Source organism: Micromonospora sp. NBC_00330, assembly GCF_036136635.1.
Lineage (GTDB): Bacteria > Actinomycetota > Actinomycetes > Mycobacteriales > Micromonosporaceae > Micromonospora > Micromonospora salmantinae.
Genome location: NZ_CP108012.1, coordinates 2,530,014 through 2,545,989, shown reverse-complemented (window position 1 = coordinate 2,545,989; position 15,976 = coordinate 2,530,014). Strand labels below are relative to the sequence as shown.

The following is a 15,976-nucleotide window of genomic DNA, read 5'->3' as shown; positions in this document are numbered from 1 at the left end:
CCGTGGCGGAGATCAATCACTTTGAGTACGGTTGGATCACGCCCGCGCTGAGCTACGCGCTGTCCGTGCTCGGTTCGATCCTCGGTCTGGTCTGCGCCGGGCGCATCCGCACGGCCCGCACCAACGGCCAGCGGGCGTGGTGGGGTCTGCTGTCGGCCTGGGCGCTGGGCGGCACCGCCATCTGGGCGATGCACTTCATGGCCATGCTCGGCTTCGCCGTCGAGAACACCCGGATCCGCTACGACGTGCCGCTGACCGCGGCCAGCACGGCCATCGCCGTGGTGGCGGTCGGTATCGGCCTGGCCATCGTGGGCACCGGCCGGCTGAATCCGGTACGCCTGATCGCCGGCGGTATCTTCACCGGCGCCGGCGTGGCCTCCATGCACTACACCGGCATGGCCGCCATGCGCCTCAACGGCAGTCTCGGCTACGACACGGTCCGGGTCGTGCTCTCGGTGGTCATCGCCGTGGTGGCGTCCACCGTCGCGCTGTGGCTCGCGATGACCGTCCGGCGGGGGTTGGCGATCTTCGCCTCCGCGCTGGTCATGGGGATCGCCGTCAACGGGATGCACTTCACCGGAATGAGCGCCCTGTCGGTGCACCGCCACGAACGCGCGGGTGAGGTGACCGGCGCCGGGGTGAGCACCCTGCTCGTGCCGATCGTGCTGGCGGTGGTCTTCGGGGTCGTCGGGCTGCTCTACGCCCTGCTCGCCGCTCCGACCGACGACGACCGGGCCGCCACCGCGTACCTGGACGCGCGGCGGCTCTCGGAGCCGGCGGCCCCGGCGCCCACCGCTGCTCCCGACCCGGTCGGCTTGCGCGCCCGCTCCACCCTCGGCCAGCCCGGTACTCCTTTCCCGTCCCGCCGGGACACGCCGCCGCGCTGACGCCGGCCGGCCACGCGTCGTCCGCGCCCGCTGAGGAGGCGGATCAGGCCGGCGGCCGGCCGGGTCGGCTCCGGTCGATCGTGAGGGTGACCAGCAGCCCGGGGTGGTCGGTCGTCCCGTGCATGGGCACCAGTCTGCGACAGCAGAGCGTGATGTCGGTGGTCGCCGTGACGTGTTGCAGTCGGCCGTCGTCGACCCGCTGGTGGCCCGTCGGGGTGCAGGAACGTACGTCGGGGTCATGGCCGGAGCGCAGGTTGAGGTCGCCGCCCAGCACTGTGGGCTCGTACCCGGCGTTGCGGCCGATCGTCGGCAGGATGGTGTCGATCAGGTGCTCGCACTGGGTGAGCGCGACGCGGTAGCCGGTGGCCGACAGGTGCGTGGTGCAGGCGAGCAGGGCGCCGTCGACGTTGACGCAGAGCCAGGCTCGTTCCTCGGGATCTGCGAGGTCCTGCGTCGGGTGAATTCCGGCGTGCACGGTGCGCGGGGTGGCCGGCGTCCGCACGTGGGTCAGCAGCCCGATGCCGAACCGTTGGCCGTTGCGACACCGGGTGTCGTCGCCGCTCGGGCGGTCGCCGGCGGCCTGGAACGCGGCCACGACGGTCCGCCCACTGTGGATGGTCTGAAAGACGCCGTGCAGGGCGGACAGGTCACCGGCACAGATCTCGTTGAGGGTGACCAGGTCGGGTGTCTCGGTCCTGATCACCTCGGCGGCCCTGCCCATCGCTCGGCCGGTGTAGCAGCCGGCGCGGCCACTGTTGCAGAGGTTCAGCTGGAGCATTCGTAGGACCGTGGGCTGCGCGGCGTCGGTGGGCGCGACCGGCGATGCGGCCTGCCGGGTGGCCGGGAGCGCGGCGGCGGCGAGTAGGCAGCCCACAGCCAGGGTTCGGCGCAGGAACCGGTACGGACGGGCGGCCACACGGACTCCGGGGTGCACGGGGCGACAGTCATCGCCGAGGTGCCAGTGATCCTACTGGCGGCCGAATCGGTGATTCAGGTCCAGAGCGGTGGGCCGAGGGGGCACGCGCGGCGCGTACCCCCTCGGGTCGCTCAGTGGGTGCGGACCGCGACGGCCGTGTACGGCGTGGTGGGTGTCGGCGGTGTGGTGAACCGGGCGTTGGGCAGGTAGAGCCGGCCCAACGCCTTGGCCACTGTGGTGGGTACGTCGAAGTTCGGATCGGTGATGGTGCCGGTGAGCGTTCCGGCGGTGCCGGCGTGGTTCAGCCGGACCACGGCGATCTGGTTGAGGCGGTTCTGCACGACGTAGAGGGTGCGGCCGAGCAGGAGAAGTCCGTCGCCGTTGGTGAAGGTGTGGCCCGGCACGTCCACGACGGTGCTCGCCCCGGTCGCCGGGTCGACCCGGTACAGGTTGCCGGTGGTGGACTGGACGACGATCAGCGCCCGGCCGTCCGGTGTGGTGGCGATGCCGTTGAGGTTCACCCCCGTGCCGACCTGCTCGTACGCGCCGGTCAGGGTGATCGTGGTGAATGCGTCGGCGGGCGGCAGCGCCCCACGGCGACCGAGCGGCAGCCGGTAGAGCACCGGCCGGTTCGAGTCGGTGAAGTATGCCGCGTCGCGGGTCAGCACGACGTCGTTGACGAACGTCGGGGCGGTGGCGAACTGGTAGCGGGCCAGCACCTCGCCGGTGCGGGTGTCGAGCACGCGAGAGTCGCCAGCCGTGCCGCCGGAGACGAAGAGCCGGCCACGTGGGTCGACCTTGAGGCCGAGCGACGGCGTGCCGGTGGCCGCGCCGATCGTCGTGCCCCGGCCGGTGACCAGGTCGACGCGCTGGATGGCACCCGTGGCGCGGGAGCCGAAGTAGGCGTACCGGCCGGCGGTGGCGATGCCCTCGGGCTGGAATCCGTCGGGGAGGGCGAGGACGGCCGGCGGCCGTCCTGCGGGGTGCGCCTGCGCCGGCGCGACGGCGACGGTGGCCAGCATGGCGGCTGTCAACGCGCCGCCGAGCGTGGTGCGGAGGGGGCGGTTCACTGTGCTCCTTCCGGGCGGAAGCGGCACGAGCCGACACGTCCGCCACGTTCACTGGGGCCAGGACCCTCCCCACTGTACGACCGCTGGCGGGCGCCCGCCCGGCGTCACCGGCGCGGCCTTCGGGTGACCGCGCCGGTGAGCCCGCCTGGCGGGGCGGAGGTCAGGCGTTGCGGACCAGCCTCCACCGGTTGTCCGCGCTGCCGTTGTCGGAATCCTGCACGGCCTGCGCGCCCATGGCGGTCGACCCGTTCAGGATCCCGAGCAGCTTGTTGCTGTTGACGTTGCGGATCTTGTAGGTGCCGTCGCCGTTGTCCACCAGGATCCACCGGTGGTCGGCGGTGCCGTTGTCGGCCCACTGCAGGACTCGGGCGTTGTCGGCGGTGGACATGTTCTCCACGCCCAGGACCTTGCTGCTGTTGACGTTGCGGAACCGGACCGCGTTGCCGTCGGTGATGACCACCCAGTTGTGGTCCGCGGTGCCGCTGTCGCTCCACTGCACGGCCAGACCACCGTCGGCCGTGGACATGTTCTGGACGCCGAGGACCAGCCCGGTGCCGACGTTGACCAGGCGGTAGCTGCCGGTGGGGCCGCCGCTGCCGCTGGTGTTCCAGTAGACCGTGTAGTTGTAGCCGTGGGCGTCGTAGAAGGGGGCGAGGTTCACAGTGGACCCGTTGGCGCTGGCGGTGAACGCGAGCGAGCTGGTGCTGGTCCGACTGATCGAGGAGACGGTGAGGGTGGGCAGGGTGCTCAGGGCCGTGTTGCCGTAGTTGCCGGCCAGCACCGTCGGGCCGTACGTGACCGCGCCGACGTTGGCGTTGTCGTTGGCGGCCTTGACGGCGATCTGCATGGGCAGCCGCACGGTGATGGTGTCGCCCGCGGCCCAGGTGCGCGTGACAGTGGCGTAGCTGCCCGGTGTGGTGGTGACGTTTTCCACAGTGCCGTTGACGGCGATCGTCGCACCGCTGGTCCAGGACGGGATCCGCAACCGGATGCTCCACGACCCGCTCATCGAGCCGGACAGGGTCAGCGTGGTGGTGTCACTGACCGGGAAGCTGGTGGTCTGGGTGACGGTGATGCCGCGCTGCGTCCAGTTCAGCACCGACGGCGTGAACAGGTTCACGGTCAGCGTGCTGCCGTTGTAGAAGTAGATGGAGTCCATCAACCTCGTGTTGATCTCCAGGCCGGTGCCCTGGCAGCACCAGAACGAGTTGTAGTCGGTGCTCCAGGTGCCGCCACCCCACGCCGGGCCCACACCACGACGTCCGCCCGGCCGCAGCGGGGTGAAGTAGGTGATGTGGCCGCGGCTGTCGGCCGGGTTCTGTCCGCCGATCAGGTGGTTCATCAACGCGCGCTCGTAGAAGTCGAAGTAGTCCGCCCGGTTTGGGTCGAGCACCCACAGCTCCCGGGTCAGCTTGAGCATGTTGTACGTGTTGCACTGCTCGCAGGTGTCGTTGGTGAGGTAGCCGGCGATCGCGTTCGGCGGCCGGAAGTGCTCCGCCTGGCTGTTGCCGCCGATGGCGTAGGTGTGCGCGCCGACGGTGATGTTCCACGCGTTGCTGGCGATGTTCCGGTAACGGGTGGTCCCGGTGGCCTTGAACTCCCGGGCCGCGCCGATCCACTTCGGCACCTGCGTGTTGGCGTGCTTGCCGTTGAGCTGGTCCTGGTTGTTGGCCAGCGGGTCGAACACGCCGGCGTGGTCGAACCGCTGCGCGGTGGCGAGCCAGCGGCTGTCACCGGTCTGCTGGTAGATGTCGGCGAGCACGTCGTTCATGCCCCCGAACTCGGTGCCCAGCATCGACTGCATCTGGCTGGAGCTCAGCCGGCTGGTCCGGGTGTCGACCCAGCCGGCGAGGGACAGCAGCACCGTACGGGCCTGGGTGTTGCCGATGTAGCGCCAGACGTCGAGCAGCCCGGCGAGGGTCTTGTGGATGCAGTAGTAGGGCACGTTGCCGTTGGACAGCGTCCGTGCCTCGAGCGCGGTGAAGTCGGACTCCGGGAAGCCGGAGAGGTAGCCCGCGCCGAATCCGGCGGCACCGTTGTTGGCCTGGCACTTGGCCAACTCGGCGACCATGTAGTTGGCCTTGTCCCGGCAGGTGGTGTCGCCCAGCACCGCGTACGCGTACGCCCACGCGCTCAGGAAGTGGCCCTGCATGTGGGTCCGGAACGGGAAGTTCGGCGCGTCCCAGCCCCCGTTGGTGGCGGCGCCGTTGGTGGACAGCCGGTGGTTGGCGCGGAAGTTGTAGAGCATCCGGTCTACGTCGACGAACCGCAGGTAGTTGAGCGTCCGGTTCTGGTTGTCCATCCAGCGGCCGGAGGTCAGCCGCACCTGACCGAGGTCGAACGCGTACGCCGAGACGCCGATGTCGGCCCGGGCCGGGGGCACGACGGCTGCGGACGCGCTTCCGGGGGAGACGGCGACGCCGGTCGCGGAGACCACCGCGGTGGCTCCGGCGGCCTGAAGCAGGTGGCGACGGCTGAGGGGCAGGGGTGGCATGGGGAACCTCCAGGTGGCCGGGTACGTCGGGGCCGCCATCGACGGCGGTGGGTCGTCGGCGGCACGGGGGCCGACGCCGGGTGCGGTGTGGTGGGTGGGACGTGGGTCGCCGTGGACGCCGGGTGCCCACCCCTGCGCTTATCGCGGCACATCGATGTGATCGCTAACATAGTTCGTCGTTAACACACCCGCAACCCCCGGGGCACCTCGCCGACCCAATCCGCGGGCGACCTGGAGCGGGGCCGCCGGGTCCGGTGGCGGCAGCGGTCCGGAACGGACATCTGCCGGGCTCGCCAACACCGAAGCGTCACCGTGGGTGACGGTCACGGAGGCTTCCCCTCCGTTGACGCCCCTCGGGTCGCTCAGTACCGTGCATCGTAAATCTTCGATGTCAGCGTCGATGCCTCAATGCTGCGATGCGGTTACGACGGTCATCCTGCGGCTCACAAAAATCCAGGTCAGGTGGGGGAGGGGTCATTCAGGAAACGCTGTTAGCGCTAACACGGTCGCCGGCCGTGCTGCTCCGCGAGTGAACGACAAAGCCCGTTCGAGTGCCGCCGGAACGGCGGTGGCTCGCCCAGTCAACATCGCGCACGGCGCACTCTCTGTGGGAGTAATCGTGAACGTGAAGGATCGAACCGCAACCCGGGCCACTCGCCGGACCAGGCGCGCCATCGCCTGGCTGGCAAGCATGGCCTGTCTTCTCGCACTCATCCCGGGTACGGCCAAGGCCGACAACCCCATCGTCCAGAACATCTACACGGCCGACCCGGCGCCAATGGTGCACAACGGCCGGGTCTACCTCTACACCGGACATGACGAGGATGGCTCCACCTATTTCACCATGCGCGAGTGGCGGGTGTACTCGTCCGCCGACATGGTGAACTGGACCGATCACGGATCGCCGATGAATCTGGCGACGTTCGCGTGGGCCGACGCCAACGCGTGGGCCGGGCAGGTCGTTGCGCGCAACGGGAAGTTCTACTGGTACGTGCCGGTGCGCCAGCGCTCCAACGGGCAGATGGTCATCGGCGTCGGGGTGGCCGACAGCCCGACCGGGCCGTTCCGCGACGCGCTCGGTCGACCATTGGTCGGCAACAACGAAATCGACCCGCACGCGTTCATCGACGATGACGGTCAGGCGTATCTGTACTGGGGTAACCCGGGTCTGTGGTACGTGAAGTTGAACCCCGACATGATCTCGTTCTCCGGCAGCGCGACACGCATTCCACTCACGACGGCGGGGTTCGGTACTCGTAACGGGAATGCGAGTCGGCCGACGCTGTACGAGGAGGGGCCGTGGGTGTTCAAGCGCAACGGGTTGTACTACAACGTGTTCGCGGCAGAGTGCTGCTCGGAGTTCATTGCGTACTCCACGGCGACCGGGCCGACGGGGCCGTGGACATATCGCGGAACGATCATGCCGCGGCAGGGCGCCAGCTTCACCAATCACGCGGGTGTGATCGATTTCCAGGGTGGTTCGTATTTCTTCTATCACAACGGGGCGTTGCCGGGTGGTAGTGGTTACACCCGCTCGGTCGCTGTGGAGAAGTTCAGTTACACCAGCAATGGCCTGTTCCCGACGATCACGATGACGAACACCGGCGCCCCTCAGGTGGGCACGCTGAACCCGTACGTGCGACAGGAGGCCGAGACGATCGCCTGGGGTTCGGGGATCGAGACCGAGGCGTCCAGCGAGGGCGGGATGAACGTCGGTTGGATCGAGAACGGCGACTACATCAAGGTCAAGGGCGTCGCGTTCGGCGCGGGTGCGACAGCGTTCAGCGCCCGGGTCGCGTCGGCCACCAGCGGCGGCCGGATCGAGGTACGCCTCGACAGCGCCACCGGCCCGACAGTGGGCACCTGCACAGTGGGCGGCACCGGCGGCTGGCAGACCTGGACCACCAGCACCTGCGCGGTCAGCGGAGCGACCGGCACCCATGATCTCTACCTGCGCTTCGCCGGCGGCACCGGCAACCTCTTCAACATCAACTGGTGGCAGTTCGGCGGCACCGGCGGCGGCAGCGCCACCAACCTGATCACCAACGGCGACGTGGAGAACGGCACGACGGGCTGGGGTGTGCACGGCAGCGGAACGCTCGCCAGGAACACCACTGTCGCGCACGGCGGCAGCGGATCGCTGTCGATCACCGGCCGGACCGGCGCCTGGAACGGCCCCAGTCAGGACGTGACCGCCAAGCTCACCAACGGCAAGAGCTACACCACGAACGTCTGGGTACGAGCACAGGGCGGCACCCCGTCGGCGAAGGCGACGTTGTCGCTGACCGCGAACGGCACGACGAACTACCTCCAGCTGACGCCGGCGGTGGGGGTGAACGTCAACGGCTGGACACTGCTCACCGGAACCGCGACAGTGTCGTGGACCGGCACCCTGACCAGCGCCGCCTTCTACGTGGAGACGGCCGAGGGCACCGACAGCCTCCTCGTCGACGACGCCTCGTTCCAGTGACGGGCGCTGCCGGAGCCGTGCTCGGCGCGGCTCCGGCAGCACGGCGACGTGCCCCACCACTGCGGCGGAACGACAGGTTTCCCGGCGCGGTTGGTTACGACTTGACGAACGGCATGTTATCGCTCACAGTCGATGGTTGAGGGTAGCCGCACCCGTGGTTCACCGGGCGAACCTGCTGTGGCACCTCGACCCGCGACGTCCGCCCAGGGCATGCCGGACGTCGGGTCAGGACTCCCCGCACCGCTGCCGCGACGGCGACCGTTGCTGACGTCTCCCATGTCGCAGGAGCAGATTCGGGCGTGCGTCTCCATCGCTGCACCACCACAGAGAAGGAATCCGCATGAATCACAGAAGAGCCCTGCGGGCGGCGGTGACCATCGCGGTCACCGGCGCCCTCGCCGCCGCTATGACGATGACGCTGACCTCCACGGCCAGCGCCGGCACGACCCTCCGGGCCTCGGCGGCCGAGAAGGGCCGTTACTTCGGTGCCGCCGTCGCGACGGGCAAGCTGTCGACCAGCGCGTACACGACGATTTTGAACCGTGAGTTCAACAGTGTCGTGGCCGAGAACGAGATGAAGTGGGACGCCACCGAGCCACAGCAGGGCCGGTTCAGCTACACCGGTGGTGATCGTCTGGTCAGTCACGCGCAGGCCAATGGCATGAGTGTGCGGGGTCACGCTCTGTTGTGGTACCAGCAGCAGCCGGGCTGGGCGCAGAACATGTCCGGCAGCGCGCTGCGCAACGCGGCGATCAACCACGTCACCCAGGTCGCGACGCACTTCCGGGGCAAGATCTATGCCTGGGACGTGGTGAACGAGGCGTTCGCCGATGGTAACTCCGGGGCGCGTCGTGACTCGAACCTTCAACGCACCGGGAATGACTGGATCGAGGCGGCGTTCCGGGCGGCGCGGGCAGCGGATCCGGGTGCGAAGTTGTGTTACAACGACTACAACACCGACGGGATCAACGCGAAGTCGACGGGCATCTACAACATGGTGCGGGACTTCAAGTCCCGTGGCGTGCCGATCGACTGCGTGGGCTTCCAGTCGCACCTGGGCACCTCGCTGGCCGGTGACTACCAGGCCAACCTGCAGCGGTTCGCCGACCTCGGCGTGGATGTCCAGATCACCGAGCTGGACGTGATGACCGGCGGCAACCAGGCCAACATCTACGGCGCCGTCACCCGCGCGTGCATGAACGTCTCGCGTTGCACCGGCATCACGACGTGGGGTGTGCGGGACTGCGACTCGTGGCGTGGTTCCGACAACGCCCTGCTGTTCGACTGCAACGGCAACAAGAAGGCCGCGTACACAAACGTTCTGAACGCCCTCAACGCCGGCCCCGCCATCCCGACGGACCCGCCGACCGACCCGCCGACCGATCCGCCGACGGACCCGCCGACCGACCCGCCGACGGACCCGCCGGCGGTTGGTTGTTCGGCATCGGTGTCACTGAACTCGTGGACCGGCGGGTTCGTGGCCACAGTGAAGGTGACCGCCGGCTCCACCGGCACGAGCGGGTGGAACGTCGGCTTCACGCTCCCGAGTGGCGCCAGCGTCACCAACACCTGGAGCGCGACGGCCAGTGGCTCCACCGGCGCTGTGCGGTTCGCCAACGTGAACTACAACGGCCGGCTCGGCGCGGGCCAGGTCACCGAGTTCGGCTTCCAGGGCACCGGCAGCGCCTCCGGCGTCACGCCGACCTGCACCGCCTCGTGATCACCCGATGACCGACTGAACAATCGACGTCGGCCGGTGCGGAGGACCGATCCTGGTCCTCCGCACCGGCCGACGTCATGTCGCGCCGTGCCTGTCGATCAGGAGTAGGGAAGCCGCAGCACCGACTGGTTGCCGATGCCCAGCGTGGTCGGGTTGTTGCCGATCGCGGACCAGACTTCCACCCGGACCGTGCCGTTGCTCAGCGCGCCCAACGTGCCGGTGGCCGAGGACAGGCCGGCGTTCTGCGTGTAGTGCTCGTAGCCGGTGACCGGGTCGGTGGCGAAGTAGCGCAACGTCTCCACCCGGTCCCAACTGCCGTTGCCGGTGAGGTCGTAGGAGACCCTCGCCTGCACGCCGTTGCCGACCGCCGACCCAGCGTCCACGAACAGATCGATCGCGGTCTGCCCGCCGGCGTAGGCGAGGTTGAGGCCGGTCGCCGTGAATACCTGGGCGTTTGTGGGCGTACCGTCGTGGTTGCCGTTCGCCGCCGCGACAGCCGTCGTGGCCGCGCTACCGGCGGCGCCCAACCCGCCCCCGGGCAGCAGGTACCGCGTCGGGGTGCCCGGGTTCGTCGGCGGGTCGGTCGTCGGCGGCGGGTCCGTCGGCGTCGTCGGGGGGACGCCGCCGGCCGCGTTGCCACCACTCCAGGTGTACGCCCCGGTGGTGGCCGTCTTCCCGGCGCCCACGGCGAGCGTGGTGCCGTTGGAGAACGTCACGGTGATCGGCGTCGCCGTCGGGTTCGACGCCACGTAGGTGCGGGCCCCGTTGCGCGAGAAGACCGCGGACAGCGGATGGTTGCCGGTCACCGTCGTGTCGACGTTGCCGAGGGCGGCGAGGTTACGGATCCAGTGGAACGTGTGCGCCCGACTCTCGCCCTCCTCCGGGGTGTAGCCCGGATTCGCACGGAGGCTCGCCAGCGCCGCGTCGGGGTCGCCGAGGGCCTGGAACTGCCAGAGGATGTCCTGCCACACCGTCGGTTGTCCGCCGTTGTTGCGGACCAGTTCGGCGTAGTTCGTCCGCACGTACGCCGGGTTGTTGCCCAGGTAGAGGTGACCGCCGGTGACCGGCAGCAGGTTGATGCCCTGGATCATCTCCGGCTCGCCACTGAACCAGGTGGCGTACGCGCCGCCGTCACCCCAGACCATGCCGACAGTCGAGTGCCCGAAGGCGGCGGGGAAGTTCTGGTCGCTGACGTCGAACCAGTACTCCTGGATGGCGGCGGCCTGGGTGGTGTAGAGGAAGACGCCAGCGTCGCGGATGGCGGTGTTGCCCGTCGTCTGCCCCCACTGGATGAGGGCGCTCGCGAAGTTCATCCCCTCCGACGAGGACTCCTGGTTGTTGCCGGAGCCGAACGAGCCGTGCCCGGACGCCCAGTCGTGCCCGGCGTAGATGTCGAAGTCGCGCAGGTACGGGAACTGGGTGTCACCGCGGCGGTAGTTGTTGGCGTCGCGGATCAGCAGGTCGACCATGCCGCCGTAGCGGCTGGTGGCCGCCCAGGCCGGGTCGAACTTCGCCAGCGTCGCGGCCGCGGCGATGTAGTAGCCGTAGTGGAAGTGGTGGTCGTTGAGCTCCTGGTCCGACCCGTACGACGCCGGGTAGCCGATCAGGGTGCCCCAGTTGTTGTCGTAGTAGAAGACCCGGCTGGTCTTGCCGCTGGACGCGGTGAACCAGTCGGTGAGCGTGCTGCGGATCGCGTTCAGCGCGCTGTCGCGCGTCGTGGTGTCGTTGACCTGGTCGGCCATCTCGGCGATCCGGGCGGCCCGGCCGAGCCCCTTTCCGGTCCAGTAGGTGTCGTTGCCCCGTTGGTCCATCGGGTTGGCGCGGGTGGCGGCCAGGTGCCCGGTGAGCGTCGACAGGTCACCACCGCTGCCGTCGCCGACGGCCGGCAGCTCCGGCAGGATGCCCTGGAACTTCATGGCGGTACGGAACTGGTTGACGCCGGTGAGCACCTTCATCCGGCCACGCGCCGACGGGTAGGTCGGCGTGATCGCTGTGGAGCCGCTCAGCGACTTCCACTGGTGCGGGTAGAGACTGACCACTGTCTGCGTGGCGGTGCCCTCCCGGGCGGTAGTGGTGAACGCGTACGTGGTGGTCAGGCCGCTGGTCGCCGGGTTGTAGGCGTACGACACCTGGGTGCCGGTCACGTGGGCGTGCGCGTACTGACCGTAGGTTGCGGCCAGCGCGGCGCGCTCGGTCGCGCTGGAGGTCGGCGGCAGCAGCGCGACGGAGAAGTAACCCCGACCGGCCAGGGTGGAGGAGATCCGGCCGGACGCCACGGTCCAGCTGGCGCCGCTGGGCGCGTACCCGACGTAGTCGTGGCCGTTGACCCGGAAGCCGATGGTGGCGCCGTTGTTGGACCAGACGTCGGGGGTGCCGGCGGTGCTGATCTGCGCGTTCCCCCCGGTGGTCTGGAAGTACGCGAAGGGCAGACCGTGGCCGATGGTCGCGCGCATGGTGCGCGTGCCGTCGCTCCAGTGCGGGCTGACCGTCCAGTCCGTCCAGCCGTCGACCTTCACCAGTGGTGCGGCGAGCCCGGCCATACCGACCCGGATGTCCTGCACGTACGGGTAGTGGAACTCACCGACGCCGGTGGCGGTGCCGCTGATGGCGGGCGTGGAGTTGGCGGAGAAGCCGAGCCCGTCGCCGAAGGTGTCGTACGAGATCGGGTGGGCGTGCAGCGGCTCACTGAAGGAGCAGTCGGTGCGCTTCCACAGCAGCGAGGACCACCAGTCGTTGGTGGGGATCGGCCCGGCGGGCGCGTTGGCGGTGGCGAACTGCCGGGGGTTGCTGGACATCGCGCCGCAGCCGCTGGGAAGCGCGCCGACCGGGGTGGTGGTGTAGCTGCCGGCGCCGACGGGTGCGGCTACGGCCGCGGGGGTGACGGGGATGGCGAGGCCGCCGACGACCAGGGCCAGCGCGGTGGCGGCGGCCAGGGCCCATCGGCGGTGGGGGACGGGAGGTTTCATCGTGCCTCCATCGCGCGCGCCGGGTACGGCTTGCCGGGTCCAGCGCTTTGCGTCTGAATTGGGGGGAAGGTCAGGTGAGAGAGCGCTCTCTCGGTCACCGTAATGGAGTACCGAGATCCCCGTCAATGTGTCCAACCCGTTGCGTGCTGATGTCGCTATTTGCCGGCGCCCGCATGGTCGCCCAGCGGTTCGCTCGCCCTGTCGCTCTGTGATTGGCCCGCACTGTCGCTCTGCGATTGGCCCGCACTGTCGCTCTGCGATTGGCCCGCACCGTCGTTCAACAGCGCGTCCGGCACGCGCATCCGCCACGCGTCGGTCACCAGCTCGGTCAGCCGGTCCAGGCCGACCGCCGCCAGGCGCAGCAGCACCAGGGGAAGGCCCTGGTAGCCGGGCGTGGTGAAGAAGATCTCGGGCTCACCGAGCAGGAGAGCCTGCTTCTCGGCCTCGTCGCCGACGAACAGCACCGCGATGTCGAGCCGGATCACCCGAGGCTTGCCCGGTGTCCGCTCCGGATAGGACCAGACGAAGCCCTTGTCGGCCACCCGGAAGTCGAAGCCGTCACTGGGAATCTCCACCGTGTGCGGCAGGGCCAACGCCACCCGGCGTACGTCGTCCGCGTCAGCCACCGAACCGCCTCGCACCCCGCACCATCCGCATGGGCTGAGATTACGCGGTGGACAGCTCGATGGCCGTGGCGCCGACGATCGCCCGTTCGCCGTTCTCCTGGACGTAGCCGACCACGCTCGCGCTTCGCGGATCGAGATCAGGTGGTGTCGCCAGCTCCACCTGCCCCCGCTCGGCGTCCAGGCCCACCGACCGGAAGGCCCGTACGACGTTGTCCTGCCGCAGCGTCCGCCCGGCGTTCTCCCCCCGGGCGATGTCGCTGGTCAGGTCCCGTTCCACGACCGCCACGTGCAACACCGCGCGCTCCGGCGGCTGTTCGGTCCGGTAGTCCACCATCACCCGGTCATTGCCCAGGTTGGCAATGGAGAGCGCCAGTGGTGTGGCGGCGGTCGGGACCATGGCGGACATGATCGCGGCGGCCGCCCGGCGGCGATCGGAGCCGACGAACTCGACGGTGCCGTTGACGACCATCTGCGGGGTGTACAGACCTCGGGTACCGAACGCGCGGGTGTACGCCTCCTGGCGCGCGGTGTACGCCGCGTCGGCGAACTGGTCGGGCCAGCCCAGGTCGTCCCAGTAGTCGACGTGGAATCCGAGGGCGAAGACGTTCTGCCGCCGGTCCCGTGCGTCGCGCTCGATCTCGCTCAGCAACTCCTCCGCGGGAGGGCAACTGTTGCAGCCCTGGGACGTGAACATCTCGACGACGGCGAAGCCGCCGTCCGTCGATGGATTCGTCATGGTGGCGTGTCCCCTCCCACGGTGTGCCCGCGGCGTCGCGTACTCCCGTTGGCCGGCGGCGTTGCGTTTCCCGTTTCGGCCGAGACAATGCGCGTGCTGTCGCGTCCCCTGCCGGCCGCGTGGAGCGCCGTCGGGCCGGGTGGTTGGATGGTCAGGTGCAGTTCACCGTGACAGACGCGCCGGCGCGGGAGCGTTTCGAGGCGCGCGACGAGGCGGGCGCGGTCGTCGGGTTCGTCACCTACCAGCTGACCGGCTCGATCATCGCCTACACCCACACCGAGGTCGATCCGGCGTACGAGGGCAAGGGCGTCGGGTCGACGCTGGCGCGGGCCGTGCTGGACGACGCGCGGAGCAAGGGCCGGACCGTCGTGCCGATCTGCCCGTTCATCGCCGACTGGGTGGTCAAGCACCCCGAGTACGAGAGCATCGTGGTCCGGTCCACCCGCAAGATCAAATAATCGCGCCCCCGATCGGGTGGTGTCAGGCGTCCGGTAGCAGCTTGGCGGCGAGGGTGCGGGCCGTGGCGGTCAGGGTGTCGATGTCCAGCCCCGTCCGGCCCATGAACACCAGGCCCTGCTGTGCGGCGAGCAGCGCGCGCGCCGTCTCGACCGGGTCGACGTCGCGCGGCAGATCGCCCTCGTCCTGGGCCCGCCCGACGCTCTCGGCGACCAGGGCGGTCGTCGCCTCGTAGGTGCGCCGCGCCTCGGCGAGGACGTCGGGGTCGCTGGTGGCGAGTTCGTACGTGCTGTTGGCCATGAGGCAGCCGCGCCGGGCTGCGGCACCACCCGGGTCGTTGACCGGCGCCATGACGAACGCGCGCAGCGCGTCCAGGGCGCGGGGAGCGGAGGCGAGCATCTCGCGCAGGTAGCCGCCGCTGGTGTCGGTGTATTCCCGCAGCGCCCGCAGGAACAGCCGGTGTTTGTCGCCGAAGGCCCCGTAGAGGCTGCCCTTGCCCAGCCCGCTGACGCGTACCAGGTCCTCCAGTGAGGTCGCCGCGTAGCCGGCGTCCCAGAACTGGTCCCGGACGGCGCGGATCACCTGCTCCTCGTCGAACTGCCGTGGCCTTGCCATGTGACCAGCGTAGCGATTGTTGACCGGTCGGTCCACCAAGCGTATGGTGGACCGGTCGGTCAACAACCGGGACCAACCCGTGACACCGTCTCTCGCCGGCAAGATCGCCCTGCCCTGCGGCCTCGTACATCACCGGCGCCGTGCTTGACTCCAACGGCGGACACACCGCCTGAGCCCGCCCTCCGCAGCCCCGTCGGGAGACCACAACGATGACAGCCTCGACCTTCCGTACCCTGCACCACGACCGCGCCGCCGGTGACCCGCTCGTCCTGCCGGGCCCCTGGGACGCGGCGAGCGCCCGGGTGCTGGCCGACGCCGGTTTCCCGGCGCTCGCGACCCCGAGCGCGGGTGTCGCCGCCTCGCTCGGCTACGAGGACGGCGCGACCCCACCGGACGAGATGTTCGCGGCGGTCACGCGTATCGTCCGCGCCGTGTCCGTTCCGGTGTCCGCCGACGTCGAGGGCGGTTACGGCCTCGCACCCCGTGAGTTGGTCGGACGGCTGTTGGAGGCCGGCGCCGTCGGCTGCAACCTGGAGGACTCGGAGGGGAACGCCACCCTCAAGGACCCCCGGCGGCATGCCGACTGGCTGGCCGAGGTGCGCGCGGAGGCGGGCGACGCTCTCTTCATCAACGCCCGCGTCGACACCTTCCTGTTCGGAACGGGTGACCCGGCCGACGCGGTGCAACGCGCCCGCCTGTACGTGGCCGCCGGCGCCGACTGCGTCTACCCGATCCTGGCGCCGCCGCAGGTGCTCCCGCAGCTGCGGGAGGGCATCTCCGGGCCGATCAACATGGCCGCCGAACCGCACCAGGAGTCCGTTGCCGAGCTGGGCCGGCAGGGCGCCACACGCATCACCTTCGGTCCCGGAATGCAGCGGTACGCAATGGCGTCGATCAGCGACCTCGCGGCCAAGCTGCGCGCCTGAGGCCGGGCGCCACCGCCCGCCCGAGAGATCGACTCGGGTTTCTGGAAGTCGGGGTGTCCCGGTCGGGTGGACCGGGCGATTTCCTGAATGCCGA

11 protein-coding genes and 1 pseudogene are annotated in these 15,976 nt (G+C 69.6%); 5 read left to right on the top strand and 7 right to left on the bottom strand.

Annotation, left to right across the window (positions count from 1 at the left end; translation table 11 throughout):
* Positions 1-2: 2 nt before the first annotated feature.
* Positions 3-887, top strand: a complete 885-nt coding sequence (locus OG598_RS11275; RefSeq protein WP_328654363.1) for an MHYT domain-containing protein — start codon at positions 3-5, stop codon at positions 885-887.
* A gap of 43 nt (positions 888-930) precedes the next feature.
* Here the strand turns inward: OG598_RS11275 and OG598_RS11270 are convergent, their stop codons facing one another.
* The 3 genes from OG598_RS11270 to OG598_RS11260 all read right to left on the bottom strand — a co-directional run bounded on the left by OG598_RS11270 (position 931) and on the right by OG598_RS11260 (position 5,367).
* Positions 931-1,803, bottom strand: coding sequence for an endonuclease/exonuclease/phosphatase family protein (locus OG598_RS11270; RefSeq protein ID WP_328654362.1), 873 nt, complete (start codon positions 1,801-1,803; stop codon positions 931-933).
* 131 nt (positions 1,804-1,934) lie between these two features.
* Entirely contained in the window at positions 1,935-2,873 is a 939-nt protein-coding gene (locus OG598_RS11265) for an SMP-30/gluconolactonase/LRE family protein (protein ID WP_328654361.1), read from the bottom strand.
* A 160-nt stretch (positions 2,874-3,033) separates the two neighbouring features.
* The gene (locus OG598_RS11260) at positions 3,034-5,367 is read right to left on the bottom strand and encodes a beta-L-arabinofuranosidase domain-containing protein (protein WP_328654360.1); all 2,334 of its coding nucleotides are present in this window, start codon (positions 5,365-5,367) and stop codon (positions 3,034-3,036) included.
* Between the two features lie 691 nt (positions 5,368-6,058).
* On the opposite strand from OG598_RS11260, the gene OG598_RS11255 reads away from it, so the two are divergent.
* Together OG598_RS11255 and OG598_RS11250 are read left to right on the top strand one after the other, a co-directional pair.
* On the top strand, positions 6,059-7,837 hold the full coding sequence (locus OG598_RS11255) for a family 43 glycosylhydrolase (RefSeq protein ID WP_328654359.1): 1,779 nt from the start codon (positions 6,059-6,061) through the stop codon (positions 7,835-7,837).
* A gap of 340 nt (positions 7,838-8,177) precedes the next feature.
* Positions 8,178-9,557 carry an endo-1,4-beta-xylanase gene (locus OG598_RS11250; protein ID WP_328654358.1) on the top strand — a complete coding sequence of 460 codons (1,380 nt, stop codon included), beginning with the start codon at positions 8,178-8,180 and terminating at the stop codon, positions 9,555-9,557.
* Positions 9,558-9,655: 98 nt separating this feature from the next.
* On the opposite strand, the gene OG598_RS11245 is transcribed toward OG598_RS11250, so the two are convergent.
* The 3 genes and pseudogenes from OG598_RS11245 to OG598_RS11235 all read right to left on the bottom strand — a co-directional run bounded on the left by OG598_RS11245 (position 9,656) and on the right by OG598_RS11235 (position 13,885).
* Positions 9,656-12,523, bottom strand: a complete 2,868-nt coding sequence (locus OG598_RS11245) for a glycosyl hydrolase (protein ID WP_328654357.1) — start codon at positions 12,521-12,523, stop codon at positions 9,656-9,658.
* Positions 12,524-12,795: 272 nt separating this feature from the next.
* A pseudogene (locus OG598_RS11240) lies at positions 12,796-13,149 on the bottom strand (MmcQ/YjbR family DNA-binding protein); the annotation flags it as partial.
* 40 nt (positions 13,150-13,189) lie between these two features.
* Complete coding sequence (locus OG598_RS11235; RefSeq protein WP_328654356.1) at positions 13,190-13,885, bottom strand: DUF1223 domain-containing protein; 696 nt, start codon at positions 13,883-13,885, stop codon at positions 13,190-13,192.
* Between the two features lie 155 nt (positions 13,886-14,040).
* Between OG598_RS11235 and OG598_RS11230 the strand changes: the two genes are divergently transcribed.
* The gene (locus OG598_RS11230; RefSeq protein WP_091408758.1) at positions 14,041-14,343 is read left to right on the top strand and encodes a GNAT family N-acetyltransferase; all 303 of its coding nucleotides are present in this window, start codon (positions 14,041-14,043) and stop codon (positions 14,341-14,343) included.
* A 22-nt stretch (positions 14,344-14,365) separates the two neighbouring features.
* Here the strand turns inward: OG598_RS11230 and OG598_RS11225 are convergent, their stop codons facing one another.
* On the bottom strand, positions 14,366-14,956 hold the full coding sequence (locus OG598_RS11225) for a TetR/AcrR family transcriptional regulator (RefSeq protein WP_328654355.1): 591 nt from the start codon (positions 14,954-14,956) through the stop codon (positions 14,366-14,368).
* A 209-nt stretch (positions 14,957-15,165) separates the two neighbouring features.
* On the opposite strand from OG598_RS11225, the gene OG598_RS11220 reads away from it, so the two are divergent.
* Positions 15,166-15,882: an isocitrate lyase/PEP mutase family protein gene (locus tag OG598_RS11220; protein ID WP_328654354.1), complete on the top strand. Its 717-nt coding sequence runs from the start codon at positions 15,166-15,168 to the stop codon at positions 15,880-15,882.
* Positions 15,883-15,976: the final 94 nt, after the last annotated feature.

Excerpts from the sequence above, each read along its gene's own strand:
- OG598_RS11260 (WP_328654360.1), bottom strand. The coding sequence starts at position 5,367 with ATGCCACCCCTGCCCCTCAGCCGTCGCCACCTGCTTCAGGCCGCCGGA.
- OG598_RS11255 (WP_328654359.1), top strand. The coding sequence starts at position 6,059 with ATGGCCTGTCTTCTCGCACTCATCCCGGGTACGGCCAAGGCCGACAAC.
- OG598_RS11250 (WP_328654358.1), top strand. The coding sequence starts at position 8,178 with ATGAATCACAGAAGAGCCCTGCGGGCGGCGGTGACCATCGCGGTCACC.
- OG598_RS11245 (WP_328654357.1), bottom strand. The coding sequence starts at position 12,523 with ATGAAACCTCCCGTCCCCCACCGCCGATGGGCCCTGGCCGCCGCCACC.
- OG598_RS11235 (WP_328654356.1), bottom strand. The coding sequence starts at position 13,885 with ATGACGAATCCATCGACGGACGGCGGCTTCGCCGTCGTCGAGATGTTC.
- OG598_RS11225 (WP_328654355.1), bottom strand. The coding sequence starts at position 14,956 with ATGGCAAGGCCACGGCAGTTCGACGAGGAGCAGGTGATCCGCGCCGTC.
- OG598_RS11220 (WP_328654354.1), top strand. The coding sequence starts at position 15,166 with ATGACAGCCTCGACCTTCCGTACCCTGCACCACGACCGCGCCGCCGGT.